This is a genomic window from Natronomonas halophila (assembly GCF_013391085.1).
In the GTDB taxonomy this organism is placed as follows: Archaea; Halobacteriota; Halobacteria; order Halobacteriales; family Haloarculaceae; genus Natronomonas; species Natronomonas halophila.
Window position 1 is genome coordinate 926236 of record NZ_CP058334.1, and the last position, 24257, is coordinate 950492.

The following is a 24257-nucleotide window of genomic DNA, read 5'->3' on the forward strand; positions in this document are numbered from 1 at the left end:
GCGCGGACTAAAGCGTTGCGAGGCACCGTCAGTTCCTGTCACACGACCCACTATCCGACTACCTAGTATAATGGTCGTTCATGTTCTTCGGCATATAAGGTCATCCCTTGATATATTATCTCTCGATACTATTATAATCCCTTGGTGGGTTGTAGTGGGTATGAAGCAGCACGCGCTTCGAACGGCGATGACTCTGTACCAGGGCGGCACACTCGAACTGGACGACGCGGCCCGTCAGGCCGGCGTCTCGCCCGACCGCCTTCGCCGTGCCGTCGACCGCCTCGGCGTCGCCGTCACCCCCGCGACGACCGAGACCGAGCGCACGCCCATCCACGCCGACTAAGCCGTCGGCGTTCCCACGTCAGCCACGGCGCTGAACGAGCTTTTCTCACCCCCAGTTCTTCCGACAGTCAGCAACCGCTTCGGGGACCGCAAGGTGCTTGGTGAACCGGCGAAGATCCTTCACCGTGCCGCGTGACGCGCCGCTGGTCGTCGGGTTGGTCTCCGGGTCCCACGTCGTCAACCACGCCTACCTCCTGCTTTTCGCGCCCGCCTTCTCGCTTCTGAGCGCCGACTTCGGCGTCTCGCTGGCCCAGTTGGGTCTCGCGGTCGGCCTGATCAACGCCGTCGTCACCGTCGGCCAACTTCCGCTGGGCTACATCTCGGACAGCTACAGCCACGCCGCGGTGCTCGTCGGTTCGCTGGCCGTCGGCACCCTCGGCTGTGGACTGGCCGCGCTCGCGCCCTCCTACGAGTGGCTGCTGGCTGCCGCCGCCGTCATGGGACTGGGCGTGGCCGGCCACCACCCGGCCCACTACCCGCTCATCTCAGCGGCCGCGCCGGATGCCTACCGTTCGCGGGCCTACAGTGCCCACGGCTTCGCCGGCGCCCTCGGCCTTGCGCTGCCCTTCGCCGTCGTCCCCGCCGCCGTCGCGCTCGGCTTCGGCTGGCAGGCCGCCTTCGGCGCCATCGCCGCCCTCGGGGCAGTCTACACCGTCATCACCGTCCTCGTCGTCCGCCGTCTCCCCCATAGCATCACCCGCGCCGGCGCCGAGGCCCGCGACGGGGAGGAAAGCGTCGTCGACGCCCTCCGAACCGTCGAGACCACCGCCGACCGACTCCGGCTTCTCGGCGCGCGGGCAGCCGCCTACTTCCGGACCATCGCCGGCGCGCCGCTCATCCTCCTGCTGACCGCGCTGTGGTTCGTCAACAGCGCGGCCATCTGGGGCGTCCGCGCCTACGCCGCGACGCTGCTCGATGTCGGTTACGGTCTCGATTCGGGGACCGCCAGCCTCGTCGCCAGCGCGATGCTGGTCGTCGGGGCGGTCATCCTGCTGGGCGGTGGCTACGTCGCCGACCGAATCGGGCCGACGCCGATGCTCTTCGTCGGCTACGGGTCGCTGGTCGTCTTCGCGGCCGCGCTCTCGACGGCCCTGCTGCCCGCGCTCGCGGCCGTCGGCGTCGTCCTGCTCCTTGCGGCTACCGTCGACATCTCGCGGCCGGCGCGGGCGACGCTCACCGACCTGGCCTCCGAGCGCCGCGACGTGGGCAAGAACTTCGCGCTGATGACCATCGGCATCTCCGCGGGCGGGGCTGTCGCCCCGCCGGCCTTCGGCTATGCTATCGAGGTCGCTGGCGTCTACGCCGCATTCACCGGGGTTGCCGCGACCGCCGGCATCGCGCTCCTGTTGTCGGTGTCGGTCGCGCGTGCGGCCTGACGGCACCCCGGAGGCGACCGGAGCCTCACCACCCGGCCTGTCCGTAGATGAGGTTGCGCTGAATCTCGTTGGCGCCCTCGTAGATGACGGGGACCCGGACGTCACGGTAGATGCGGGAGATGCGGTTCTCGGTGAGGACCGACCGGCCGCCGTGGAGTTGCATCCCGCGTTCGGCGCAGTCGTTGGCGGTTTCGGTGGACTTGACCTTCGCCATCGCCGCCCAGAAGCCGGCGTTGTCCTTTTCGGCGACCTTGTCGGCGGCCCGCCAGTTGAGCGCGCGAGCAGCCTGGAACTCGGTCATCATGTCCGCGAGGATGTGCTGGACCTTCTGGAACTCGGTGATGGTCCGGTCGAAGGCTTTCCGGCCGTGGGCGAACTCGGAAGCCTCCTCGATGGCCGCCGCCGCGAGGCCGAGGCCGTGGCCGCCGACGACGACTCGGCCGTAGTTGAAGAACTCCGCGAGCATGTAGAAGCCTGCACCCTCGGTTCCGATGATGTTTTCCTCGGGTACCCGCGCGTCGTTCAGTTCGATGCGGGCCTGCTTGGAGGCGCGGAAGCCCATCTTCTCGGGGATGTGTTCAGCGTCGTAGCCGTCGGTGTCCGTCGGGACGATGAAAAGCGAGTAGTTGCCGTAGCGGTCGTCGGGGTCATCGCCCGTCTTCACGTACATCGTCACCCAGTCGGCCTCGACGCCGTTGCCGACCCAGTACTTCTCGCCGTTCAGGACGTACTCGTCGCCGTCCTTTTCGGCGGCCGTCTCCATGCCCGCAAGGTCCGACCCCGTCTCCGGTTCGGAGACCGCCAACCCCGAGATCTGGTCGTTTTCGGCGACCGGCCGGAGATAGTCCTCCTTCTGTTCCTCGGTGCCGTACTCCTCGGTGATTTTCGACCCGAAACTCGCCAACTGCATCGTCAGCGCGATGCCCGCGTCCGCCCGATACAGTTCCTCGGTCATCGCGAGGAGTTGGTGGAGGTCGAGGCCTCGACCGCCGTACTCCTCGGAGATGTCCTGTGCGACGAGACCCGCGTCCATTCCCGCCTCCAGTACCTCCCAGGGATACTCGCCGGCCTCGTAACACTCCGCGGCGTTCGGTTCGATGTGTTCCTCGGCGAACGCCCGCGCTTCGGCCTTGATATCGTGGGCGTGCTCCGGAACGATGGTTTCGTCTAGCAGGTCCATACCGGACGAAAGTAGGGGCGCGAAACGGATATACCGCGGGATGCCAGCAAGCAACAGGCTGCCACCTTTTTATTACCGGCCGTCCACGTTCGAGCGTGAAACGCCGCCTCGGCTATCTCTCGCTCCTCGCCGCCGTTCTCTGTGCGGCCGCCGCCAGCGCCGTCAGCCGGACGCCGGTCGGCGTCCCGGACTGGGAACTCGGCGGTGTCGCTATCGCGCCGCTGGTCGTCCAGGCGCTACTCGTCGGGGCCGTGGTCCTCGCGACCATGGGCGCCTACGCCATCCTCCTGCGGTTCCTCGTCGACCACACCGAGAGCAAGCGCCGGAAACACGACGCCCGCAACCTGCTGCGCTTCGTCTTCATCATCCTCGCCATCGTCGGCATCTTCGCCGTCCTCACGAACCAGTACGTCGGCCTCCTGTTCTCGCTCGGTATCGTCGGCTTCGCCGTCACCTTCGCGCTCCAGCAGCCACTCTTCTCGCTTATCGGCTGGATGTACATCATGGTCAAAAAGCCCTACAGCGTCGGCGACCGGGTCGCCATCGAGGGCTCGAAGGGCGACGTCGTCGAAGTCGATTTCCTCGTGACGACGCTGTGGGAGATAAACGGCGAGTTGGTCTCCTCCAATCAGCCCTCCGGGCGGGTCATCACCCTCCCGAACAGCGTCGTCCTCTCCTCGCACGTCTTCAACTACTCCTACCGGGAGTTCCCCTACGTCTGGAACGAACTCTCGGTTCAGGTGGCCTACGAGACGGACCTCGAATTCGCCCGCGAGTTGATGGTCGAGGAAGCCGACGACTACCTCGGCGACGAGATGGAGGAGGCCATCGACCGGTACCGCAAGCGCCTCGCCGAAACACCGGTCGAACTGGAGGTCGGCGACCGGCCGACGGTCAACATCCAGCAGGAACAGTCGTGGGTCGAACTGCGACTCCGCTATCTCGTCCATCCCCGCCAGGGCACGCGAGTTCGCAACGCCCTCTACGAGCGCATCCTCGACCGGATGAACGACCACCCCGACCGCGTCGCGTTCCCGGTGAGCCGGAGCCGGTAAGCCCCCGCCCTGACCCGAGTTCTTTTGCGCCGGCGACGTAACCCACGCCCATGACCGTGCCCGACGACGTCGAAACGTTCGCAGCGGCGGTCGGCCCCGACCCCGACGACGTGCTCCGCGAGATGGACGACCGCGCCGAGGAGACCGGCTTTCCGACCGTCGGCCCCGCCGTCGGCGGCTGGCTCCAGCAGTTGGCCGGCCTCGTCGACGCCGACCGCGTCTTCGAGTTCGGCTCGGGCTTCGGCTATTCGGCCTACTGGTTCGCCCGCAGCCTCCCAGAAGATGGTGAAATCGTGCTGACGGAAATCGACGCCGACGAACTCGACGACGCCCGCGAGAATCTCGCTCGCGGCGGTTACGCTGAGATGTCTCGCTTCGAATTGGGCGATGCCATCGACATCGTCACCGACTACGATGGCCCCTTCGACGTCGTCCTCATCGACAACGAGAAGGACCGCTACGTCGAGGCCTTCGAGGCGGTCCGTGAGAAGGTCCCCGTCGGCGGGGTCGTCGTCGCCGACAACATGACCGCCGGCCCCTTCGACTTCGAGGAGATTCACCGGGTCGTCATGGAGGGCGGCGAGACGGACAACGAGATGGCACGCGGCGTCGCCGACTACCTCGGCCACGTCCGCAGCGCCGACGACTTCGAGACGACGCTGTTGCCGCTCGGTGAGGGCCTCGCAGTGACCCGTCGGCTGGCGTAAACGGTGGGCCCGTTCCTGTCATCAGTGTCATGGAAAGCCATGGCAAAACCCAAGTCAGGACCATCCGTAGGTGTGGTCCCATGCCGGGAGGCACTGACCAGACACTTCGACCGTTCCTGTGGCGTGCGGCGAATCTCTACCCCGATACGGAGATCGTCTCACGGACCCACGAAGGCATCGAGCGATACACTTACGAGGACTACGACGAGCGAACGGCGCAACTCGCCAACGCACTCGACGAATACGGCATCGAGGAGGGCGACCGAGTCGCGACGTTCTGCTGGAACCACCATCGGCACTTCGAGACCTACTTCGCGGTACCGACCATCGGCGCACAACTCCACACCATCAACCCCCTGCTGCCCGACGAACACATCCAGTATATCGTCGACAACGCCGACGACGAACTGATTTTCGTCGACGAGTCGCTGGCGCCGAAACTGGCACAGGCGGCCGCCGACGCCCCCGAATTCGAGGGCGTCGACTTCGTGGTAATGTCGTCCAGTGGGACCGACGCACTCGATGCGACGCCCTACGAGGAGTTCGTCGACGGCCACTCGACCGACTACGACTGGCCCCAACTCGACGAGAAACAGCCCGCCGGGATGTGTTATACCTCCGGGACCACGGGCAACCCGAAGGGCGTCGAGTACACCCACCAGATGCTGTGGAGCCACACGATGGCGACCCTGACGCCACAGGGGATTCCCATGGCCGACGACGACGTCGTCATGCCCGTCGTGCCGATGTTCCACGTCAACGCCTGGGGCATGCCCTTTACCGCGACCGCCGCGGGGTCGAAGCACGTCTATCCCGGCCCCTCGCCGGAACCCGAGGACATCGCCTCCCTCATCGAAAACGAGGGCGTCACCATCACCGCCGGCGTGCCCACGGTCTGGCTCGGCCTGATGGAGTACATGGAGGACAACGAGGTCGACCTCTCGACGCTGGACACCGTCATCGTCGGCGGGTCGGCCGCGCCCGAATCCATGATTCGCTGGTTCGACGACCACGACGTCGAACTGCTCCACGCGTGGGGCATGACCGAAATGTCCCCCATCGGGTCGGTCTCCCAACTCAAATCCAGCCTACAGGACGCCGATTACGAGACCCAGCTCGAACACCGCAAGAAGCAGGGCCTGCTCGCCCCCGGCCTCGAGATGAAAATCATCGACGAGGACGGCGAGGAAATCGCCTGGGACGGCGAGGAGTTCGGCGAACTGTGGGTCCGCGGCCCGTGGGTCACCAAGGAGTACTTCAAGCGGCCCGAAGCCAACGAGGAGGACTTCGAGGACGGCTGGCTCAAGACGGGTGACGTCGTCACCGTCGACGACGAAGGCTACATCAAAATCGTCGACCGGGCGAAGGACGTCATCAAGTCCGGTGGCGAGTGGATTTCCTCGGTCGAACTCGAAAACGCCATCATGGCCCACGACGATATCGCCGAAGCCGCCGTCGTCGGCGTCCCCCACGAGCGCTGGCAGGAACGGCCCGTCGCCTTCGTCGTCCCCGGCGAGGGCGCCGACGAAACGACGCTGGAGGACGAAATCATGGACATGCTCCGGGAGGACTACCCCAAGTGGTGGCTGCCGGACGCTATCGAGTTCATCGACGAAGTGCCGAAGACCGCCACCGGCAAGTTCTCCAAGAAGGACATCCGCGAGCAGTACACCGACGAATCGCTGGTCGAAGGTCGCGTCCCCGAGGAAGCCGCCCCGGACGACGACTAACCGGCGTCGCCGCTTTCCTCACGCCTTTTTATTGCCGACTCAGTTCCGCCACTTGATGGAACAGCCACGCGAGGGGCCGCGCTCGTCTTCGGGGTCCCCGCCGGCTAACACGCTGTCGATGGCGTCCTTGATTTCGAAGCCGGGTTCGCCGGAGGGCTCTTCGTCGGGGGTCATCGCGTCGTCGAAACGGCCGTGGTAGACCAGTCGGAAGACGTCGTCGTCGTTCTCGAAGAGGAAGGGGTCGGGCGTACAGACCGCGCCGTAGGCTTCGGCGACCTCCTGGCTCTCGTCGCGGAGGTACGCGGTGATGTCGATATCGCCCGATTCGACGTATTCGACCATCGTCTCGAAGGAGTCCTCGGGGTACTCCTCGGCGTTATTGGGGTTGATTCCGACGACGGCCACCTCCCCGTACTCGTCGGCGATGTCGTTCATCGCCCCGAACTTCGCCTGTGCGTAGGGACAGTGGTTACAGGTGAAGACGACGAGCAGTGCCTCGTGGTCGTCGAAATCACCCAGCGAGTAGGTCTCGCCGTCGGTCCCGTCCAGTTCGAAGCCGGGCGCTTGGTCGCCGTGGTCCAGTTTGTCGGATTCTGATTCGAGAGCAACCATACCGGACCTACGGGCGGAAGCGACCTAAAGTCACCCCTCCGGGGAACCGGCTTATCCCTCGAAGGTGGTGAGGAAGACGGCGACCACCGCGAGGACGATACCGGTCACCTTGCGGACCGTCAGCACCTCGTCGAGGAAGACGATGCCGATGAGGGAACTGGCGACCAGAAAGAGGCCGAAGATGGGTACGACGACGCTGACGGGACCGACCGCGAGCGCGCGATAGTAGGAGATGATACCGACCGCCAGACAGGCGCCGGCAGCGTACATGTACGGTGCGTGCTGGTGGGTCAGCGCCGAGAGCAGCGGTCGGTCGGTGGCGACGATGATACCGAGCGCCGTCAGCGCGAGCATGCCGTTCGTGACGAAGGCGACCGTATCGGCCGGCAACTGCTGGGTCGCCAGTTTCGTCAGCGGTGCGACGACCGAGTAGGCCGCCAGAGCGAGGAGTGCATACCAGATATACTGCATATCGGCACGCAGTCTGCCGACGGCAAGGCCGTATCGGTCTCCGGGCGAGTCGACTTTCCGGCACTCGAGGAGGAAACCCAAGCGACCTTTGTCGGCGAGTCCGAACGGGCAGATATGTCGACAGCGCGCGGCCCGGCCTTCGCCCGGGAGCACCCGCGGATACTGACAGCCCTCTTGACCGTCGTCGGCTACGTCGTCGTCATCGGGACGCTCTACGGTGACGTCGGCGTCTACCCGACCATCACCGAATCGACCGTCGACCTCTTTGCCCACGCTATCGCCGTCATCAACTCGGCGACGGTGGTCTGTCTGGCCGCCGGGTGGTACTGGATTCGCAACGACGAAATCGAGAAACACCGCAAGGCGATGACCGCCGCCTTCTCGCTCATCCTGCTGTTCCTCGTCTTCTACCTCCTGAAGACGGGCGGTGGCGGCCGCAAGGAAATCGTCGCCGGCGCGCCGCTGCGGAGCCTCTATCTCGGCATGCTGGCGATTCATATCGTCCTGTCGGTGCTGGCGGTGCCGCTGGTCCTGTATGCCATCACGCTCGGTATTACGCACACGCCGGCCGAACTCCGCGAGACGGCCCACGCGAGGGTCGGCCGCATCGCCGTCTCGACGTGGCTCATCAGCCTCGTGTTGGGCGTCGTCGCCTACCTCATGCTCACATTCTACTACGGGCCGGAGCAAATCGAGTTCATCCGCGGGATGGCGTAGATGACCGACAAGGGAGCCATCCGCGAGCGCGTCTGGGACCGCCTCGAAGCGGAGGGCTACGCCCGGTTTCCCTTCCCGCCGCACGGCCGCATCACCAACTTCGAGGGCGCGAAAGAGGCCGCGGAACGGGCGCTCGACCTACCGGAACTCGCCGACGCCGAGGCGGTCAAGGCCAACCCCGACGCCCCACAGTTGCCGCTCCGGCGGGGCCTGTTGAAGCAGGGAACGACCGTCTACATGGCGGTGCCCCGACTGTCCGAGGCCGATTGCTTCGTCGAGTTGGACCCCGCGAAACTCGACGACCTCGATGCCGCGCCGACCGTCTCACACATGAGCGAACACGGCCGACAGGTCGGCCCCGACGAGGTGCCGGAACTGGACGCCATCGTCCTCGGCAGCGTGGCTGTCACCGAAGCCGGCGCCCGCATCGGCAAGGGCGAGGGCTACAGCGACCTCGAATACGCCGTCCTCCGGGAACTCGGCCTCGTCGACGACGAGACGCCGACGATTACGACCGTTCACGACACGCAGGTCATCGACGAGGACATCTCGGTCGGCGACCACGACGTGCCGCTGGACGTCATCTGTACGCCGACCCGGACGATTCGCACCGACGCCGGCGAGAAACCGGAGGGCCTCTTCTGGGACGACCTGAGCGAGGAGCGCATCGCCGAGATACCCGTCCTCGACGAACTGCGATAGGAGAAAACCCGACGAGCCTTTTCAATCGGTCCGCGGCAGAGCCACCGCGCCGACGGCGAAGAAGACGACCGCCAGCACCGTCAGGACCGCGAGGTTCAGATAGGGGTCGGCACCGACGAGTCCCTGCTGTGCCCCACGCCACGTCGCCATCGTTCCCGGCGGCTGGTAGGTCGCTCCCCGGACGCCGCGGGCGAAGTACGTCAGCGGCGAGATGTTCATGAAGGGAACGAACCACTCGGGCAGCATCGACGGCGGGACGAACGTCTCCGAGAGGAAGAGTAGGGGAATGGCAAGGCCGTTCGAGGCGGCGATGACCCCGTCCTGGGAGTCGGCAACGCGGCCGAGAATCGCGCCGACCGCACAGAACAGCGCCACGCCGACGGCGACGTACGGCACGAGTAGGAGTGAGAAGGAGAACACCGCATCGGTGACCAGCAGGACGAGGCCGAGAATCAGCAACGACGCCAGGCCGATGACGACGACGTTGACGAGCGTCTGGGCCAGCAGCCACTCCGCGCGCGTCAGCGGCGTCGTCGCAAGTTTCTCGAAGCGGTTGCCCTCCCGGTGGCGCGCGACCTCGCTGCCGACCCGAGAGAGGGGCGTAAAGAGGACGACGACGGCGAGATAGCCGGCGACGTAGTAGCCCGGCGGTTCCGCGAAGAGGCCGCCGCCACTGGGGTCGGTCTGGACCAGTGCACCGAAGATGAGGATGATGATGACCGGGAAGAAGAACGTGAAGAAGACGGCCGTCCGACGGCGGGTGAAGCCGTACCACGCGGCTTTCGTCTCGGCGGCGACGCGTCCGAGGCGACTCATGCGTCGACCTCCTCGCGGGGGCGGCCGCCAGCGCCGACATCAGTTCCCGTCAATGCGACGTAGACGTCGTCGAGGCTCGGCTGTCGCCAGACCAGCCCCTCGTAGTCGACGCCGGCGTCTTCGAGGGTTTCGACGACGTCCGGAATCTCCTTGGGGCCGACCGGGACGGCGACGTGTCGCTGGTCGGGCAGGAGGTGATAGCCGGCCGTCTCCAGCGCGCGGGTCGCCGTACCCTCGTCGTCGGCTTCGATGACGAGTCGGCTATCGCCGCCGTGCCGTTCGATGAGTTCTCGGGGCGAACCGAGCGCGACCAACTGGCCCTCCGAGAGCAGGCCGACGCGGTCGGCCAGTTCCTCGGCTTCCTCCATGTAGTGGGTCGTCAAAAGCACCGTCGTGCCGCCGTCGGCGAGGTCCTCGATGAGGGCCCAGAGGTCGCGGCGACCCGTCGGGTCGATGCCTGTCGTCGGTTCGTCGAGGATGAGCAGGTCGGGGTCGTTGACCAGCGCCGTGCCCACGCAGGCGCGGCGCTTCTGGCCGCCCGAGAGGTTCTCGTAGAAGGCATCGGCCTTCTCCGAAAGGCCCACGTCTTCGAGGACGGCGTCGACGTCGCGGGATTCCTCGTAGAGGCCGGCGTAGTACGCGAGCAGTTCGCGGGCCGTGAGGCGCTCGGCGGGGCCGAATTCCTGCGGGAGGACGCCGAGGCGGTCGCGGGCGACCTCGGTCGGTGATTGCCCGAAGACCTGCACCTCGCCGTCGGCCTTCGTCGTTCCCGTGAGTGCGCGCACGAGCGTCGTCTTTCCGGCGCCGTTCGGGCCGATGAGGGCAAACACCTCGCCTTCCTCGACGGCCAGCGAGACGCCGTCCAGCGCCACCGTGTCACCGTATCGTCGGCGAACGTCCTGGGCGCGAATGACCATGTCGAAACCGCACGCGGCGCCCGGGTAAAGCCTGCCGTTTCAGGCCGTCACGCTCGGGGTCGTGGGCGGTCGCTACGCGTTATTTATAAAAGAAGCAGTCCGCCGGAACGTCTCAGACGAGCGGTTCCTCGCGGCCGCCGAGGTAATCGAAGACGGCCCCCAGCGAGAAGCCGTAGACGAGGTGGGCGATGAACGTGAAGACGACGTACAGCGGCAGGGCGATGCCGGCGTAGCCGTCGTAGAACGCCAGTACGAACCCCGTCCAGAGGACGAACCCGAAGAAGGCGCCCTGTTTCGCGTAACTCCCGCCGGGGAGGTACCGACCGACCGAGGCGAAAAGCAGCGGCCACGTCACCATCCCGCCGGCCAGGAAGAGCACGTATCCGACCGCGGTCGGATCGCCGGGAACGACGGCCGCGATACCGGTCAACTCGACGACCATCGACAGCGAGGTCATGTCGAAGGCCCCCAGCGAGGCCGCGACGAACAGTACGACGGTCATCGCGGCGGTGCCGACAGCACCCGCTATCGCCCCGATGAGACCGTCGAAGACGATGCCAGTCATCGAGTTCGTCTCGTCGTCGTGGGCATCGAGTGGCCCAACTTCCGTGTCGCCAGGTCCCATGGGTAGTAGTGACACACCACGTGTATAAATATTGTCGCCGGGAAAGAGGTATGCCACTCCGGTCACAGCATCGGATATGGACGCCAAGACGGCCTTCGGCATCGCGCTGGCGCTGGCGCTGGGGCTTCCCTACGTCACCGTCGGCCTCATGGAGGGCGGCCGCCTCGGCATCCTCGCCTTCAGCGCGCTTTTCGTGGTTGCCATCGCCGTCATCATCGTCAGCGACCGCCGGACGGGCGAATCCGCCTCCGGCGAGGAGTAAGCAGCCCTCAGCGGATGCCCGGTCGCCAGTAGAGCAGTCCGAGCGTGAGGACGAACACCGCCGTCGAGAGGTCATACGAGGCGTTCAGCGCGGCCGCGCCGAGGATTCCCGCCCCGCCGACGAGCGACGTGCCGATGCTCGCCAGAATCGGCCACGTACAGGAGACACACGAAAAAAGTCCGAGCAGTCCCGCGACCGCCGACCCGGAGGCCTCCAGCACCGTCACGTAGACGAGATACGCGAGCGCCGCGTATCCGACCAGAAACGCCGGCATGGCGGCGATGACGACGTACTCGCCCGCGTAGACGAAGGCCGGGCCCCACCCCGGTGGGAGCCACGCGATGCGGACGCCGGAGGCCGCATCACCGAGGCCCGTACTGATTACACCGCCAAAAACCGCGAGCACGCCGAAGTAGGCCGCCGCCAGCGCCGCCGCCCGCCGTCGGGTGGCGAAATCCGGTCCCTCCGGTGGGTCCGTCGCGTATATCGCCACCGCGCCGAGGTTGACCCACAGGAGGCCGTAGAGGGCATACCGGAGTTCGGTCGGTTCGGCGGTCGTCAGCGTGTAGTAGGCGACGATGGAGACCAGTTGGAGGTTCAAAAGCAGCGCGCCCCAGCCGAGTCGACGCGCGGGCAGTCGGCGCCCGAGGGAGACGGTGGCCATTCCGTTAGGCGACCGAGTAACTGGCAGCGGCCATCAACAGTAACACGAGGCCGAGGCTGAGTCCCATCAGCCACGACAGCGACCGGCTTTCCCAGCGGAGGTGCTGATAATACCCGACGATGAGGCTCGTCTTGGCGACGGCCGCACCCATGGTCAGCCCGAAGGACTGCCAGTAACTGAACTCGATGCCGCCCGGTGGGTGGAAGAACACGTACTTCGAGGCCGCGAGGGCGACGAGGGCGACGTAAACCGCCGCGTAGAATCTGACGGAATCGGACGCCATGTGTGTGTGTACGTCACCCAATGTCACAGCCCCATATATAATTACCCCCGAGCGGCCGCGCCGCCCTCGAATACGGACGGTCGTAGCCGGTTAGCGGCGGTTACCGAACCGCGCTGACGATTCCCGGGAAACCGTTACAGCCGTCCGTCTCAGTCCTCGTTTCGCCACCGCTTCCAGAGGTAGTTGGCGCCGAGGAGGCCGCCGACCCAGAAGCCAACCCCGAGGAGCGCGAAGACGAGACCCTGAACGAACGGCGAGGCACCCATGAACCCGACTACCATACCAACATCTTCACGCACGGCGCCTTATCGTTGCTGGTCAGTCCGGTAAAGCGTGACCAGACACGCAAGCACCCCCAGTTCCGCGACTTTCGAGACGAGCGCGAGGCGTTCGACGCGCAAGTGTGCGAGCACGACCGGAATCGGGTTCTCGTCGTGGGTACCGTGGGCCTCGATGTAGGGCCAGAAAGAGCCGTGGTCGAGGAGCGTGTGCCACGCCGCGTAGCCGGCGAAAAACGGGAGGACGACGAGGACGCCCGCCAGATAGAGCCGCCGACCCGCAAAGCCGTTATAGCCAAGCAGGACGCCGAACACGAGCGCGAAGCCACCGAGCGTAAAGAGGAGCGGTCGCGGGTCGCCGAGATATCCGGCCGCCGCGTAGACGACCAGCGCATGTCCCCCGTGACTCGGATGGAGGAGATGAATCCCGGCGACGACGAGGGCGAGCACGGCCGCCGCCAATCGAATCCGACGGACCGTCGAATCGTCCATACCCGGCGTATCCGTCCCTTCATCCTAACTTTACCGACCCACTTTTTGCACGCTCCGCCAGTCTGGCGCGCTACGGCGCCAGACCTGGCTCCGCGGCAAAAACGTGGTGAAAATATGCGCGCGTACTCCTTTCGCGCGCCTTCGCCGCGCTCCAGTCCGTGCGCGCTACGGCGACTCGCTTCGCTCGTCGCCGGGAACCGCCTCGGGGGCCTTCTCTGAAGGCCCCGCTCGGCGGATGCTTCTCCCTATCCAAGGCTGGCCAGCCAAAGAGCGAGGATGGTGTCCGCTTTGGGGGCGTCCGAAGGTCGCCCCCGAAGCGGTTCTCCGGACGCGAACGGAGTGAGCGCCCGGTAGCGAGCGGTGACTAACGCCGACCGTAGGGAGGCGGCTGGAACCGCTCGCGCATATTTTCACCACGTTTTTGCCGCGGAGGCGGGTTCGGCGCCGCAGCGCGCCGAACCGCCGGAGCGTGCAAAAAGTGGGTCTAGAAGAGGTAAAACAGCGGGAACAGGAAGACCCAGACGATGTCGACGAAGTGCCAGTAGAGGCCGAAGTACTCGACCGGGCGGTGGTCCGTCGTGTATTTGCCCTGGTAGGCACGGACGAACAGGAACGCCGCGACGATGAGCCCGAGGATGACGTGGATGCCGTGCAGGCCCGTCGTCACGTAGTAAATCGTCGCCTGCACGGGTGGGCCCTTCGGGTTCTGGGTGAGCGTGATGCCGACGTCGTAAATCTCGTGGTGCCACTCCCAGCCTTTGATGCCGAGGAACGTGAAGCCGAGCAGCATCGTCGCGCCGAGACTCGCGAGCAGGCCCTTGCGGCTGTTGCGCTTTGCCGCCACCAAGGCGAGGATGACGGTGAACGAGGAGGTCAGCAGGACGAACGTGTTAATGAGGCCGGGCAGTGACTCGGGTAGGGGATGCCAGCTCCGCCAGCCGGCGTGGACACGGATGAAGACCGCCGCCGAGATGAACGCGCCGAAAACCAGCACGTCGGAGGCGAGGAAGAACCACATGCCGAGTTTGTTCTTCTCGACGCCGTCGAACGGCCAGCGGTTGGCGACCTCCATCGGCGGCGCGTAGAAGTCCTCCAGGCCCCACTGGATGCCCGAGTACAGCATGCCGAGGATACCGAGGACGATGCAGGTCGGATACAGCGGATTGGAGACGGTTACGCCGGCCGCCCCGAGCGAACTGCCGACCGTGAACTCGACGGCCTCGTTGAAGCCCGAAAGGCCCAGCAGGAAGACGAACGTCGCGAAACTTATCGCGAAGGGCCAGATGCTGGCGTGGGATGGGTGTTTGTCGCCGAGGATGTAGTCGCTGGCCTCGTTGGTTTCGGTGTGGCCACCGTCCGCAGCAGCGTGGCCATCCTGCAGTTCGGGGCTGTCCTCGATGAACTCCAGATGGCCGCTGGCGTAGGAGGGGCGGCCGTCCCAGTTTTCCAGCGGCGGCGGCGAGGAGACGGCCCATTCGGCGCTGCGGGCGAACTTCCAGGGGTTGTCGGGTGCATCCTCGCCGCTGACGTAGGACTTAGTGAAGTTGTAGAACATGATGAAGAAGGAAAAGCCGAGCAGGAAGGCGCCGATGGTCCCGACCTGATGGGAGGTCATTAGCGACTGGCTGTACTCGAAGACCCGACGGGGGGTCTGCCACGCCGTGAACATCGAGAAGTAGACGACGTTGAAGCCGACGAAGAACAGGACGAAGTGGACCTTTCCGAGGAACTCATCGTACATCTTCCCGGTCATCTTCGGGAACCAGTAGTAGGCGGCACCGAACAGCGCGGTCGCGCCGCCGAACATGACGTAGTGGAAGTGGGCGACGACCCAGTAGGTGCCCCGGAACTCGTAGTCGAGGACGATAGCGCCGAGGAAGACGCCGGTGATGCCACCGAGGATGAACAACAGCAACGCGCCGAACGCGAAGAGGAACGGCGTTTTGAGTCGTATGCGTCCCTTCGCGAGGGTGTAGATGAGCGCGAAGACAAGCAGGTCGAACGGCAGGGAGATACCGATGGTCGTCGCCATCATCAGCGTCTTGATTTCGAGGTTGATGGTCGTCAGGAACATGTGGTGCATCCACACGAGGAACGACTGCAGCGAGATGAGGACGATGGCGATGATGACCCACTTGCGGCCGACGAGGCGGTTACCCGAGAACGTCTGGAACAACTCCAGCATTGCGCCAAGCGCCGGGAAGAAGACGATGTACACCTCGGGGTGGCCGAAGAACCAGAAGAGGTGGCCCCACAGCAATGAACCGCCCTCCGTCGCCGTGAAGTAGAGGCTCCCGAGCACGCGGTCGGAGGCGAGGATGAGACCCGTCCCTAGCAGGACGGCGAAGGCGAACAGCATCATCCAGACCGTCGCGAGGATGGACCACGTGAACATCGGCATGTCCATCAGGCCCATTCCCTCCGCCCGCGAGTGGTGGATAGTCGTCAGGAAGTTGACCGTCGAGGCGGTGACGCCGACGGTGAACATCGCAAGCGCGAGTATCGCGCCGGTCGACCCGATGGTCGGCGTGTAGGCCGGGACGTTCAGCGGCGCGTAGAGCGTCCAGCCAGCGTTCATCGTCCCGCCCTGGAAGAAGGAGATGCCGAGCAGGACGCCCGAAAGCGCGTACATCCAGTAGGACAGCGCGTTCAGCCGCGGGAACGCGAGGTCGTCGGCCCCGATCTGAAGCGGGACCAGGTAGTTCGCGAAGCCGAACGCGAACGGCGAGAGGAACCAGAAGACCATGATGAGCCCGTGGGCGGTGACGGTCTCGTTGTAGGCCATCCCCGAGAGGATGTTCACCGTCGGGTCCCACAACTGGACGCGCAACAGCAGCGCGAGGACGCCGCCGAAAAGCAGGAAGAAGGTCGAGGTGAGCAGATAGAGGATGCCGATGTCCTTGTGGTTGGTCGTCAGCAGCCAGCGCTTGACCGAACTGGAAGGCGGGAGTTCGCTCATTGGCCGTCACCTCCCTCGGAGCCACCGTTGCTGTCGTCCGATTCGCTCTCCGCGTACCACTCGTCGAATTCCTCTTGGTCCATGATGATTATCTCGCCGACCATCTGGGAGTGGCCGACGCCGCATAGCTCGAAGCACTCGATGCGATGGGTGCCCTGTTCGTCGGGGATGAACCACGTCGTGTCGGTCTGTCCCGGGATAGCGTCGGCCTTGACGTGCATCGACTGCACGCCGAAGGCGTGCCAGACGTCCCTGGAGGTGACGTGTAATCGTATCGTCGTGTTTGCCCCCTGCGGCACCCGGAGCGTGTTCTGTTCGACGCGGCCGTTGGGATACTCGAACTGCCAGCCGAACTGGTAGGCGGTCACCTCTATCTCCATCGCCTCGCCGCCGGTGTCGATATCCTCCGAGGGCCCCTGCTCGACGTAGAGCAACAGGCCATAGGAGTAGACGACGAGACTGATGACGATAATCGCGCTGAGGCCGAACGACATGAAGAGTTTCTTGCTCTTGCCGCCCTCCTGTCCGCGCGGGAGTTCGCCGAGTTGGGGCGCGTCGAATCCCTCGTCTTTCTCGCTGTCGGCCTCCGCGTCCTCGCCGCCGTCACGGTACTTGTACAGGTGATACAGCGTGTACGTGACGACGACGATACCGACGGTGGTACCGATGGCGAGAAAGACGAAGAATATCTCGGAGAACACCTCGGCTTGAGCCCGCCAGCTCTCCGGAACCGCGTGCTCTAATACGAGGGAATCAATCATGATATACTGTGACGTGGTATCTCTTGCCAGTAGAACCCACTTAGCTTTTGCGTGCGAACGGGGTGGACTCGTGCGATTTACCGGCGAAGGATATTTGTGTGTTGCAAGTTATCAGACCACATCTACAGGTGAGGACAGGATGGTAACGTCAGCGTTCGTCAGCGCGGTAGTAATGGGCCTGCTCATCGTCGGTGTCTTCGCTGCGACCGCGCGGTTGAACGCGTTTTCACCGCACTCTACGGAGGCGGCGAAACCCGAGGTCTATCGCGAAGGCGGACGACTGGCAGAACTGGAAGAACGGCCGGGCCTGTTGGGAACGGGGTTCGTCGTCGTCACGCTGCTTGTGGGCCTCGTTACCGTCGGCGCCGTCGGCGGGTTCCCGATGCTGTCGGGACTCAACCCCTTCTCGCTTATCATGGGCGGCATCGGCCTTATTGTGGCGTCGTTCCTCTTTCTGGGCCCCTACGCGGTGGTCCGACAGAACGGCCTCGGCAACGCCCTCGGCATCGGGGCCGGCATCGCCGGTCTCGGCTTCGCTTTTCTCGCGCTCATCGTCGCACAACTGGTCTACGGCGTTGTTTGAGTTTATAACGCCGTTCGGACCGACCGCGTAATCGCGTCGATATCGTACTCGTCCTCCGCCTTATCGAAGACCGTCTCCCCGTCGACCCGTACCTGAAAGACGCCACCGTCGCCCGTGACCAGCGCGACGCGGTCGATATCGGCACCGAACGTCGATAGCAGAACCTCCGCGGTATCGGTCGCACGGTTCAGGTGGCCACACGGGACGCAGTATTCGATTTCGACATCGCTCATACCCGTATCTACGGGTGGGCACTCATAAGCGCTGTCGGAGCCAGTCGAACCCGGGCCGCAGCGACAACAGGAGGACGGTGACGACGAAGACGACGGTGCCGACGCCGTAGGACTGGGCCGAGGCCGCGGCCGCCAGCGCCGCCCCGCCGCCGACGAACCCGCCGACCAGCGACGCGATGACCGGAAGCGTACAGGAGACACACGAAAAAAGCCCGAGGAGGCCGCCCGCGACCGCGCCGCGGGCCTCGACGGCCGTCGCGTAGACGAGATACGAAAGGACGGCGTAGCCAAACGCGGTGTAGGGGACGAGCGCGACCCGGACCGTCTCACCGGCGTAGAGAATCGACGGGTTCCAGCCCGGCGGCAACTGCGTGACCTGGACCGTCAGGCCGGTTGCGACAGGTCCGGCCGGGCCGACCAAACCGCCGACGAACGCGAGGACGGCGAAGTAGCCGACCGCAATCGCACCCGCGGCCCGTTTCGTCCCCCGACTCGACGGCGTCGGCGAGGTCCGAATCAGCGCCCACGTTCCGACGGCGAACCAGACGACCGGAAACAGCCAGATGCGGGTCGGCGTTCGGTCCGAAAGGACCGCAAAAAGCAACAGGAGTACGACGAGCGTGTTCGCGACGGTGCCCGCATACAGCAGCGCGCGCTTTCGTCGGTCCTCGAACGTTTCGAATCGTTCGCCGAGGTTCAGGCTCAGGTCCGAATTCATATCGCCAGTGTGTCGACGACGATGGCGACCAGAAGCAGGCCGAGGTACGCGTTCGAGGCGTGGAAGGCGCGGAACGCGGCGTCGTCGGTGCGCTCCCGATGGAGTCGCACGACGGTCCAGAGGAAGACCGCACCCAGCGACACCGTCGTCGCGGCGTAGAGCCACCCGAGATTCGACAGTGCGGTCAGGGCGGCGGCGCCCAGAAGCGTCGCACCGAGGTACAACAGGACGTGTTTTCGGGTCTCGGTCTCGCCGCGGACGACGGGCATCATCGGGAAACCGCCGCGCTCGTAGTCGTCCTTGTAGGCCAACGCGAGGTTGTAGAAGTGCGCGGGCGTCCACAGGAAGATGACGCCGGCCAGCGCGAGACCGACGACGCCGACCGATTCGGTCACCGCCGCGTAGCCGATAAGTGCCGGGAGGGCACCGGCAGCCCCGCCGATGACCGTGTTCTGTACCGTGTTCGGCTTCAACAGCAGCGTGTAGACGACGCTGTAGAAGACGATGGCCGCAAGCCCGAGGGCAGCCACGAGCAGGTTCACCGAGAGGAACGCCCACAGCGAGGCGACCGTCAGCAGCGCGCCGAAGGCGAGGGCGTTGCGGACCGGCACCTCGTGGGTCGCGACCGGCCGGTCGGAGGTCCGTTCCATCCGGCGATCGATATCCCGTTCGAGGACGTGGTTGTAGGTCCCAGAGGCGCCGATAGCGAGGACGCCGCCGCCGAGCGTGAGCAGGACCGTCCGGACCGTTGGCGTGCCGCCGAGGGCCATCCCGGCGCCCGCGACGAGACAGAGGAGCCACATCAGCCGCGGCTTCATCAACTCGAAATACGCCCACGCGGTCGCTTTGAGGCGGGCGAGTCCCGTTAGCGTCGTCGGACCGCCGGCCTCGACCGGCTCTTCTGGCAGGGCCGGTTCCGGGTCGGTGACGGGCGTATCGTCCGTGGCCGTCTCGGCTTCGAGTTGCCACGCCAGCGCGAGGACCAGGGCACCGAAGATACTCATCGCGACGAGGAGATGGAGGCCGCCGAACCCCGTACCGTTTGCGACGAGAGCCCCGACCGCAATCTGGGCGGGATACAGGAGGACGGCAGCAGCGAGGGCGACTTTCGCGCGGCCGTCGAGGTGACGCCAGCCGAAGACGGCCACCGCGAGGATGAGGAGGCCGACCACTCCGGCGGCCGCTCGATGGAGGAGGGCGACGAGGACTGCGGGGTTCGTGAGGTCGCCGCCGCAGAGCGGCCAGCCGTGGCAGGCGGCCGCCGCGTCGGCCAGCGCCGCCGTCGCACCGACGACCACGAGGACGTAGACGCCGACGACCGCCGCCGCGAGCAGCGACGTGGGGCGTTCGGAACGCATTAGCTAGCCACTTCGCCCGCGCGTACTTAGACCATGCGCTTCCGATAGTTGGCGCCGAAAGTCGGCAGTTACTTTAGCCGGTACTCCTAACCGCCGACAATGAGAGTTGCGCGCATCTTCCCGGTCGCCCTGCTGGGCTTTCTGGGCCTCCTCGCGGCCGACCCCGTGGCTGCGCAGAATTCAATCAACGACGAGCTCATCACGGACCTGAATCTGACGCTGCTGTACGCGGCGATTCCGATTACCATCTTGGTCGAGGCCGTGCTGATTTACGCCGTCGTCAAGTTCAAGGACAACGACGAGCCGCAGCCAACACAGGAGAACCGCCGACTCGAGATTACCTGGACGGTCGCGACGGCCGTCGTCCTGCTTTTCGTCGGCTTCGCCTCCTATCAGGTGCTGGCCGTCGAGGAAATCGGCAACCCCGTCGACAACGAGGAACGCCTCGAACCCACCGTCTCACAGGACCTCGAAGGCGCCGTCGGGCCCTATCCTGAGGAGGGAAACGCCGTCGAAATCGAGGTTGAAGCCTATCCCTACGCGTGGTCGGTGACCTACGAGGGGACCGACGTGACCACGACGAACGAGATACGGATACCGACAGACAGGCCGGTCTACCTCCATATCTACTCCAGCGAATGGCTCCACATGCTGCACGTCCCTGACATGGGCATCAAGCAGACGGCCTTCGTCGGCCAGTACAACACGGTCAAAACTGAGGCCTACGAGGAGGGCAACTACCAGTTCTACTGTACGGAATACTGCGGCGTCGGCCACTCCCAGATGAACGGCGAATTCATCGTCATGGACGGCGAGTCCTACGACGAGTGGCTTCAGGAACAGCAGAGCAGCGAATAACACCCGTTTTCTCCGTTCTCCGCTTCTCGACCTTTCCAGTACCGCGCAACTCTCGGTTTCAGGGTCGCGCCGGTGCCGGCATCCCCGTTAGTTCCGCATCACGCCGCTCGGCCGACTTGGCCGCATCGTACATCGCATACAGCCAGATGGCCGGGACCAGCACGAACCCGATGAATACGGTCAGCGAGAGGACGGCAAGCACGAAGGCGACGGCGAAGAAAAACCCCATATCTATCTCGCGTGCGTAGATGTGGCCGAGGCCGGGGAAGACCGCCGAGAGGACCGCTGCTATTAGCGGGTTTCGACCATCCAGCAGACTCTCGACGGCCGGTGACGACGGGGGCGACCGCTGTCGGACGCCGCACTCGGGACAGATTTCGGCGGCGCGTCGAATCTCGGACCCACACTCCCGGCAGTAAACGGTCGTCTCGGGGTCGGCGTTCGTCATGGCGCTACTACGGCAGGAACCGAGATAAACCTCGCTGGCCGTGGGGGCGTAGGGATTCGACCACATCGCGGATGTCCGAACGCATACGGCAACATACCACACACAAAAGTCGGGCGGTCCGGGCGCTTTGGGAGGGTTTTTACCCCTTCACTCGAATGTCCCGCGTATGAGCGTTGAGACCGACGACGGTCACGGCCACGACGGCGGCCACGACCACCACCTTCCGGCAGTCGAGGATTGGCCGCAGGGGTTCGGCGAGGCCTCCTGGTGGCCCTTCATCACGGCACTCGGTGGCTCCGGGTTCTACATCGGTGCCGCACTGTTCGTCCTCGGCCAGCCCGGCACCGACATCGTGCCCGCATCACTTGGACCGATAGTTTTCATCCTGAGCACGTTCGCGTTCCTCACGGGACTGTACGGCTGGCTTTACCACGCCTTCATCGTCGACTTCTGGTCCGGCGAAGCCGACGACTACGGCTTCCCGTTGAAACTGACGATGCTACTGTTCCTGGGGACCGAAGTCGCCACGTTCGGTGCCGGCTTCATCTACTACTTCTTCATCCGCGGGTCGGCCGTCTGGACTGAAGAAGCCCTCCCCGAACTGGTCGTCTCCGGTGACGTCCTCAGTTCGCTGGTCATCATCAACACCCTCATCCTGATCGCCAGTTCGATTACCATCCACTTCGCCCACCACGCCCTTCTGGAGAACAACCGCAAGCGGTTCGTTCGCCTCCTCGGCGTCACGCTCCTTTTGGGTGTTATCTTCCTCGGCGGGCAGGTCTACGAGTACTTCGAGTTCATCGTCCACGAAGGCTTCACGCTCACCGCGGGCCCCTACGGAACGGCCTTCTACGCGCTGACGGGCCTCCACGGCCTCCACGTCGGCCTCGGCGCGGTCCTCATCAGCATCGTCTTCATCCGCTCGCTGTTCGGCCACTACTCCGCCGAAAAGCACGTCTCGGTCAGTACCGTCTCGATGTACTGGCACTTCGTCGACATCGTCTGGGTCTTCCTCGTCGTCGTGCTGTACGCCGGCGCCATCATCTGAGTCCACTTTTTGCACGCTCGGCGCGGCTTCGCCGCGCCTCGCGGTCATCAGATTCCGCAGTAATCTGATGGGCAATCAGACCGCGCAGCGGTCTGATAACGGCAAAAACGTGTGGGGAATATGCGCGCGCTCCTTCCAGCCGCTCAGCCTCCCTGCGGTCGGCTGAGCGTTAGTCAGTCGGCGCTACGGCACTTTGCTTCGCTCGGTGCCGGGAACCGCCTCGGGGGCGTTCTTCGAACGCCCCACTCGGCGGATACTTTTTCGTCGCTTGCGAACCCAGCGCGAATCCCTCGGATGATAGTCTGCCATCGCCTTTCGCAAGGTACTCCCAACACCGTTCCCAAGTCGCGATAATGAGCCGTCGTCGCCGCTTCCTGTTGGTCGCCGTCGGGGTGTTCGCTGGCCTCGTCGGGTCGGTCGCCGCCCACGGCGCCGGTCTCGCGAGCGCGCCCGACCGCGGGACCGACGTACCGACGTGGCTGTTCCTTCTGACCGGCGGGGGCGTCATCGGCGCCTCCTTCCTGCTGGCTTCCTTCATCACCGACCGGTCGTTTATCCGAGCGATTCATCGCTCCCGCGGGCGATGGACCCCACCAGCCAAGGGGACGATTCGACGCCTCGGTGGCGTCATCGGCGTCATTGGCCTCGGTTTCGTCCTTGGGGTCGGCTTCTTCGGGCCCCGAGAAGCGCTGTACAACGCCGCCGTCCTCCTCGTCTGGGCCGGGTGGTGGTCCGGCTACGCGATGACGACCTATCTGGTCGGCAACAGCTGGCCGCTCGTCAATCCGTGGCGCGCAATCGCCGAGGCGCTGCCGTCGCTGGACCGCGAGTATCCCGAACGGTTCGGGGCATGGCCCAGCGTCGTCGGCCTGCTCGCGCTCGTCTGGTTGGAAGTCATCAGCCCCGTTGCCGACCGCCCGCGGATTCTGGCCGGCGTCGTACTCGGCTACACACTCCTCACGCTCGCGGGCGCTGTCGTCTTCGGCCCGGTGACGTGGTTCGAGACCGTCGACCCGATCGCCCGCGTATTCCGGTATTTCGGCCGCGTCGCGCCGCTTCACTACGACGACGGCATCCGGGTTCGCTTGCCGGGGGCAGGCCTCAACGAGACGGCGCTCGTCTCCGACCGCAGCGAGGTGGGCTTCGTCGTCGCCATCCTCTGGGTGACCACCTACGACGGCCTCGTCGCCACGCCGCCGTGGCGCCGCTTTGCCGTCACCGTCGTCGAAGCCGGCGTGCCGGCACACCTGCTGTATCCGGCCGCACTGGTCGCCGGCTACGCCGTCTTCCTGGGCGTCTTCCGAGTTGCCGCCGTCTACAGCAAGCGACACGCCCGGACCTACACGTCCGCCGACGCGCTGGCACGGCGGTTTGCCCCGCCGCTGCTCGCCATCGCGGCCGGCTATCACCTCGCGCACTTCCTCGGCTACTTCGTCGAACTGTCGCCGGCTCTGTTCCGCGCGCTGGCGGCACCGCTTGCGCCGCCAGCCCCGGTTGCCGTCGTCTTGCCGTCGTGGTTCACCGGGGTCGAAATCGCGTTCGTGATTCTCGGCCATCTGCTGGCCATCTGGGCGGCCCACGCGGCCGCTTACGAGGTCTTCCCCGGCAAGATGCAGGCCATCCGCAGCCAGTATGCGGTCACGCTGGCGATGGTCTGTTACACCATGCTCAGTCTCTGGATCGTCACGCAACCGTACGCCACACCACCCTACGTCTCCTGAGATGTCCACCGAAAACACCCCATCCGAGTCGACTCGAACGCCGCCGCCGGATGCCCCCGACGAACCGGCGACCTGCGAGTACTGCGGCGAGCGCTTCGTCGAAGACGACCTGCTCGCACTCCACCGCGGACAGGCACACGAGGGCGACCTGAACGAGGCCGAAATCGAAGCCTACCGGGAAGCCCGCGAGAGCGAACGTGACGAGGTTCGGCTGTTCCGCCTGCAGGCGCTGGCGGCGCTCGTCGCTATCTACTTCGGCTTCATCTTCGTCTACGCGTTCGTCATCTGAAACGGCTCCGGGTCCGGAACCGACGGTCATTTGAGGCGGTAGTCCAAGGGAT

The 24257-nt window shown here is 65.2% G+C and carries 29 protein-coding genes; 13 read left to right on the forward strand and 16 right to left on the reverse strand.

Features of this window, described 5'->3' with window-relative positions:
• The first annotated feature begins 160 nt into the window (after positions 1–160).
• Both HWV23_RS05140 and HWV23_RS05145 read left to right on the forward strand, forming a co-directional pair.
• The gene (locus HWV23_RS05140; protein WP_178289352.1) at positions 161–343 is read left to right on the forward strand and encodes a DUF7317 family protein; all 183 of its coding nucleotides are present in this window, start codon (positions 161–163) and stop codon (positions 341–343) included.
• Positions 344–467: 124 nt separating this feature from the next.
• Complete coding sequence (locus HWV23_RS05145; RefSeq protein ID WP_178289353.1) at positions 468–1718, forward strand: MFS transporter; 1251 nt, start codon at positions 468–470, stop codon at positions 1716–1718.
• Between the two features lie 25 nt (positions 1719–1743).
• On the opposite strand, the gene HWV23_RS05150 is transcribed toward HWV23_RS05145, so the two are convergent.
• Positions 1744–2898, reverse strand: coding sequence for an acyl-CoA dehydrogenase family protein (locus HWV23_RS05150; RefSeq protein WP_178289354.1), 1155 nt, complete (start codon positions 2896–2898; stop codon positions 1744–1746).
• 95 nt (positions 2899–2993) lie between these two features.
• Here HWV23_RS05150 and HWV23_RS05155 point away from each other — a divergent pair, with 95 nt between their 5' ends.
• From HWV23_RS05155 to HWV23_RS05165, 3 genes are all read left to right on the forward strand, one after another.
• Positions 2994–3953: a mechanosensitive ion channel family protein gene (locus tag HWV23_RS05155; protein ID WP_178289355.1), complete on the forward strand. Its 960-nt coding sequence runs from the start codon at positions 2994–2996 to the stop codon at positions 3951–3953.
• Positions 3954–4003: 50 nt separating this feature from the next.
• Positions 4004–4660, forward strand: coding sequence for an O-methyltransferase (locus tag HWV23_RS05160; protein ID WP_178289356.1), 657 nt, complete (start codon positions 4004–4006; stop codon positions 4658–4660).
• 80 nt (positions 4661–4740) lie between these two features.
• Positions 4741–6390: a long-chain fatty acid--CoA ligase gene (locus HWV23_RS05165; protein ID WP_178289357.1), complete on the forward strand. Its 1650-nt coding sequence runs from the start codon at positions 4741–4743 to the stop codon at positions 6388–6390.
• A 39-nt stretch (positions 6391–6429) separates the two neighbouring features.
• Here HWV23_RS05165 and HWV23_RS05170 read toward each other — a convergent pair whose 3' ends face one another.
• Positions 6430–7002 (reverse strand): thioredoxin family protein, encoded by a 573-nt coding sequence (locus HWV23_RS05170; RefSeq protein ID WP_178289358.1) that lies wholly within the window; start codon positions 7000–7002, stop codon positions 6430–6432.
• 51 nt (positions 7003–7053) lie between these two features.
• On the reverse strand, positions 7054–7473 hold the full coding sequence (locus HWV23_RS05175; RefSeq protein WP_178289359.1) for an EamA family transporter: 420 nt from the start codon (positions 7471–7473) through the stop codon (positions 7054–7056).
• Positions 7474–7587: 114 nt separating this feature from the next.
• Here HWV23_RS05175 and HWV23_RS05180 point away from each other — a divergent pair, with 114 nt between their 5' ends.
• Together HWV23_RS05180 and HWV23_RS05185 are read left to right on the forward strand one after the other, a co-directional pair.
• Positions 7588–8190: a DUF420 domain-containing protein gene (locus tag HWV23_RS05180; protein WP_178289360.1), complete on the forward strand. Its 603-nt coding sequence runs from the start codon at positions 7588–7590 to the stop codon at positions 8188–8190.
• Positions 8191–8892 carry a 5-formyltetrahydrofolate cyclo-ligase gene (locus HWV23_RS05185; protein ID WP_178289361.1) on the forward strand — a complete coding sequence of 234 codons (702 nt, stop codon included), beginning with the start codon at positions 8191–8193 and terminating at the stop codon, positions 8890–8892.
• Positions 8893–8913: 21 nt separating this feature from the next.
• Here HWV23_RS05185 and HWV23_RS05190 read toward each other — a convergent pair whose 3' ends face one another.
• The 3 genes from HWV23_RS05190 to HWV23_RS05200 form a co-directional block, all read right to left on the reverse strand.
• Positions 8914–9708 carry an ABC transporter permease gene (locus HWV23_RS05190; RefSeq protein WP_178289362.1) on the reverse strand — a complete coding sequence of 265 codons (795 nt, stop codon included), beginning with the start codon at positions 9706–9708 and terminating at the stop codon, positions 8914–8916.
• Positions 9705–10625, reverse strand: coding sequence for an ABC transporter ATP-binding protein (locus HWV23_RS05195; protein WP_178289363.1), 921 nt, complete (start codon positions 10623–10625; stop codon positions 9705–9707). The genes HWV23_RS05190 and HWV23_RS05195 overlap by 4 nt, the downstream gene beginning before the upstream one ends.
• A gap of 112 nt (positions 10626–10737) precedes the next feature.
• The gene (locus tag HWV23_RS05200; protein ID WP_178289364.1) at positions 10738–11250 is read right to left on the reverse strand and encodes a DUF6789 family protein; all 513 of its coding nucleotides are present in this window, start codon (positions 11248–11250) and stop codon (positions 10738–10740) included.
• Positions 11251–11326: 76 nt separating this feature from the next.
• Between HWV23_RS05200 and HWV23_RS05205 the strand changes: the two genes are divergently transcribed.
• Positions 11327–11512 (forward strand): hypothetical protein, encoded by a 186-nt coding sequence (locus HWV23_RS05205; RefSeq protein WP_178289365.1) that lies wholly within the window; start codon positions 11327–11329, stop codon positions 11510–11512.
• 7 nt (positions 11513–11519) lie between these two features.
• Here the strand turns inward: HWV23_RS05205 and HWV23_RS05210 are convergent, their stop codons facing one another.
• The 6 genes from HWV23_RS05210 to coxB (HWV23_RS05230) form a co-directional block, all read right to left on the reverse strand.
• Positions 11520–12176: a DUF7546 family protein gene (locus HWV23_RS05210; protein WP_178289366.1), complete on the reverse strand. Its 657-nt coding sequence runs from the start codon at positions 12174–12176 to the stop codon at positions 11520–11522.
• Between the two features lie 4 nt (positions 12177–12180).
• Positions 12181–12459: a cytochrome C oxidase subunit IV family protein gene (locus tag HWV23_RS05215; protein ID WP_178289367.1), complete on the reverse strand. Its 279-nt coding sequence runs from the start codon at positions 12457–12459 to the stop codon at positions 12181–12183.
• A 149-nt stretch (positions 12460–12608) separates the two neighbouring features.
• On the reverse strand, positions 12609–12740 hold the full coding sequence (locus HWV23_RS17165) for a hypothetical protein (protein ID WP_281362692.1): 132 nt from the start codon (positions 12738–12740) through the stop codon (positions 12609–12611).
• Positions 12741–12764: 24 nt separating this feature from the next.
• Positions 12765–13229 (reverse strand): hypothetical protein, encoded by a 465-nt coding sequence (locus HWV23_RS05220; RefSeq protein ID WP_178289368.1) that lies wholly within the window; start codon positions 13227–13229, stop codon positions 12765–12767.
• A gap of 484 nt (positions 13230–13713) precedes the next feature.
• On the reverse strand, positions 13714–16188 hold the full coding sequence (locus HWV23_RS05225; RefSeq protein WP_178289369.1) for a cbb3-type cytochrome c oxidase subunit I: 2475 nt from the start codon (positions 16186–16188) through the stop codon (positions 13714–13716).
• Positions 16185–16949 (reverse strand): cytochrome c oxidase subunit II, encoded by a 765-nt coding sequence (gene coxB / locus HWV23_RS05230; protein ID WP_178289370.1) that lies wholly within the window; start codon positions 16947–16949, stop codon positions 16185–16187. The genes HWV23_RS05225 and coxB (HWV23_RS05230) overlap by 4 nt, the downstream gene beginning before the upstream one ends.
• A 139-nt stretch (positions 16950–17088) precedes the next feature.
• On the opposite strand from coxB (HWV23_RS05230), the gene HWV23_RS05235 reads away from it, so the two are divergent.
• A complete protein-coding gene (locus HWV23_RS05235) occupies positions 17089–17532 on the forward strand; it encodes a hypothetical protein (protein WP_178289371.1) in 444 nt (147 codons plus the stop codon).
• A 2-nt stretch (positions 17533–17534) separates the two neighbouring features.
• On the opposite strand, the gene HWV23_RS05240 is transcribed toward HWV23_RS05235, so the two are convergent.
• From HWV23_RS05240 to cyoE, 3 genes are read right to left on the reverse strand one after another with little or no spacing between them, the layout of a single operon-like run.
• Complete coding sequence (locus HWV23_RS05240) at positions 17535–17765, reverse strand: Rdx family protein (protein WP_178289372.1); 231 nt, start codon at positions 17763–17765, stop codon at positions 17535–17537.
• Positions 17766–17787: 22 nt separating this feature from the next.
• A complete protein-coding gene (locus tag HWV23_RS05245; protein WP_178289373.1) occupies positions 17788–18483 on the reverse strand; it encodes a DUF7546 family protein in 696 nt (231 codons plus the stop codon).
• The gene (cyoE, locus tag HWV23_RS05250) at positions 18480–19841 is read right to left on the reverse strand and encodes a heme o synthase (protein WP_178289374.1); all 1362 of its coding nucleotides are present in this window, start codon (positions 19839–19841) and stop codon (positions 18480–18482) included. Before cyoE ends, HWV23_RS05245 begins: the two co-directional genes overlap by 4 nt.
• A gap of 99 nt (positions 19842–19940) precedes the next feature.
• Here cyoE and coxB (HWV23_RS05255) point away from each other — a divergent pair, with 99 nt between their 5' ends.
• Positions 19941–20699 carry a cytochrome c oxidase subunit II gene (gene coxB / locus HWV23_RS05255; protein ID WP_178289375.1) on the forward strand — a complete coding sequence of 253 codons (759 nt, stop codon included), beginning with the start codon at positions 19941–19943 and terminating at the stop codon, positions 20697–20699.
• Between the two features lie 58 nt (positions 20700–20757).
• On the opposite strand, the gene HWV23_RS05260 is transcribed toward coxB (HWV23_RS05255), so the two are convergent.
• Positions 20758–21147, reverse strand: coding sequence for a zinc ribbon domain-containing protein (locus tag HWV23_RS05260; protein ID WP_178289376.1), 390 nt, complete (start codon positions 21145–21147; stop codon positions 20758–20760).
• Between the two features lie 166 nt (positions 21148–21313).
• On the opposite strand from HWV23_RS05260, the gene HWV23_RS05265 reads away from it, so the two are divergent.
• The 3 genes from HWV23_RS05265 to HWV23_RS05275 all read left to right on the forward strand — a co-directional run bounded on the left by HWV23_RS05265 (position 21314) and on the right by HWV23_RS05275 (position 24205).
• Entirely contained in the window at positions 21314–22195 is an 882-nt protein-coding gene (locus tag HWV23_RS05265) for a cytochrome c oxidase subunit 3 (RefSeq protein ID WP_178289377.1), read from the forward strand.
• A gap of 353 nt (positions 22196–22548) precedes the next feature.
• Entirely contained in the window at positions 22549–23916 is a 1368-nt protein-coding gene (locus HWV23_RS05270; protein WP_178289378.1) for a hypothetical protein, read from the forward strand.
• Between the two features lies 1 nt (position 23917).
• Positions 23918–24205: a C2H2-type zinc finger protein gene (locus HWV23_RS05275; RefSeq protein WP_211693325.1), complete on the forward strand. Its 288-nt coding sequence runs from the start codon at positions 23918–23920 to the stop codon at positions 24203–24205.
• Positions 24206–24257: the final 52 nt, after the last annotated feature.

Excerpts from the sequence above, each read along its gene's own strand:
- HWV23_RS05140 (WP_178289352.1), top strand. The coding sequence starts at position 161 with ATGAAGCAGCACGCGCTTCGAACGGCGATGACTCTGTACCAGGGCGGC.
- HWV23_RS05150 (WP_178289354.1), bottom strand. The coding sequence starts at position 2,898 with ATGGACCTGCTAGACGAAACCATCGTTCCGGAGCACGCCCACGATATC.
- HWV23_RS05160 (WP_178289356.1), top strand. The coding sequence starts at position 4,004 with ATGACCGTGCCCGACGACGTCGAAACGTTCGCAGCGGCGGTCGGCCCC.
- HWV23_RS05165 (WP_178289357.1), top strand. The coding sequence starts at position 4,741 with ATGCCGGGAGGCACTGACCAGACACTTCGACCGTTCCTGTGGCGTGCG.
- HWV23_RS05170 (WP_178289358.1), bottom strand. The coding sequence starts at position 7,002 with ATGGTTGCTCTCGAATCAGAATCCGACAAACTGGACCACGGCGACCAA.
- HWV23_RS05175 (WP_178289359.1), bottom strand. The coding sequence starts at position 7,473 with ATGCAGTATATCTGGTATGCACTCCTCGCTCTGGCGGCCTACTCGGTC.
- HWV23_RS05180 (WP_178289360.1), top strand. The coding sequence starts at position 7,588 with ATGTCGACAGCGCGCGGCCCGGCCTTCGCCCGGGAGCACCCGCGGATA.
- HWV23_RS05185 (WP_178289361.1), top strand. The coding sequence starts at position 8,191 with ATGACCGACAAGGGAGCCATCCGCGAGCGCGTCTGGGACCGCCTCGAA.
- HWV23_RS05190 (WP_178289362.1), bottom strand. The coding sequence starts at position 9,708 with ATGAGTCGCCTCGGACGCGTCGCCGCCGAGACGAAAGCCGCGTGGTAC.
- HWV23_RS05195 (WP_178289363.1), bottom strand. The coding sequence starts at position 10,625 with ATGGTCATTCGCGCCCAGGACGTTCGCCGACGATACGGTGACACGGTG.
- HWV23_RS05200 (WP_178289364.1), bottom strand. The coding sequence starts at position 11,250 with ATGGGACCTGGCGACACGGAAGTTGGGCCACTCGATGCCCACGACGAC.
- HWV23_RS05205 (WP_178289365.1), top strand. The coding sequence starts at position 11,327 with ATGGACGCCAAGACGGCCTTCGGCATCGCGCTGGCGCTGGCGCTGGGG.
- HWV23_RS05210 (WP_178289366.1), bottom strand. The coding sequence starts at position 12,176 with ATGGCCACCGTCTCCCTCGGGCGCCGACTGCCCGCGCGTCGACTCGGC.
- HWV23_RS05215 (WP_178289367.1), bottom strand. The coding sequence starts at position 12,459 with ATGGCGTCCGATTCCGTCAGATTCTACGCGGCGGTTTACGTCGCCCTC.
- HWV23_RS17165 (WP_281362692.1), bottom strand. The coding sequence starts at position 12,740 with ATGGTAGTCGGGTTCATGGGTGCCTCGCCGTTCGTTCAGGGTCTCGTC.
- HWV23_RS05220 (WP_178289368.1), bottom strand. The coding sequence starts at position 13,229 with ATGGACGATTCGACGGTCCGTCGGATTCGATTGGCGGCGGCCGTGCTC.
- HWV23_RS05225 (WP_178289369.1), bottom strand. The coding sequence starts at position 16,188 with ATGAGCGAACTCCCGCCTTCCAGTTCGGTCAAGCGCTGGCTGCTGACG.
- coxB (WP_178289370.1), bottom strand. The coding sequence starts at position 16,949 with ATGATTGATTCCCTCGTATTAGAGCACGCGGTTCCGGAGAGCTGGCGG.
- HWV23_RS05235 (WP_178289371.1), top strand. The coding sequence starts at position 17,089 with ATGGTAACGTCAGCGTTCGTCAGCGCGGTAGTAATGGGCCTGCTCATC.
- HWV23_RS05240 (WP_178289372.1), bottom strand. The coding sequence starts at position 17,765 with ATGAGCGATGTCGAAATCGAATACTGCGTCCCGTGTGGCCACCTGAAC.
- HWV23_RS05245 (WP_178289373.1), bottom strand. The coding sequence starts at position 18,483 with ATGAATTCGGACCTGAGCCTGAACCTCGGCGAACGATTCGAAACGTTC.
- cyoE (WP_178289374.1), bottom strand. The coding sequence starts at position 19,841 with ATGCGTTCCGAACGCCCCACGTCGCTGCTCGCGGCGGCGGTCGTCGGC.
- coxB (WP_178289375.1), top strand. The coding sequence starts at position 19,941 with ATGAGAGTTGCGCGCATCTTCCCGGTCGCCCTGCTGGGCTTTCTGGGC.
- HWV23_RS05260 (WP_178289376.1), bottom strand. The coding sequence starts at position 21,147 with ATGACGAACGCCGACCCCGAGACGACCGTTTACTGCCGGGAGTGTGGG.
- HWV23_RS05265 (WP_178289377.1), top strand. The coding sequence starts at position 21,314 with ATGAGCGTTGAGACCGACGACGGTCACGGCCACGACGGCGGCCACGAC.
- HWV23_RS05270 (WP_178289378.1), top strand. The coding sequence starts at position 22,549 with ATGAGCCGTCGTCGCCGCTTCCTGTTGGTCGCCGTCGGGGTGTTCGCT.
- HWV23_RS05275 (WP_211693325.1), top strand. The coding sequence starts at position 23,918 with ATGTCCACCGAAAACACCCCATCCGAGTCGACTCGAACGCCGCCGCCG.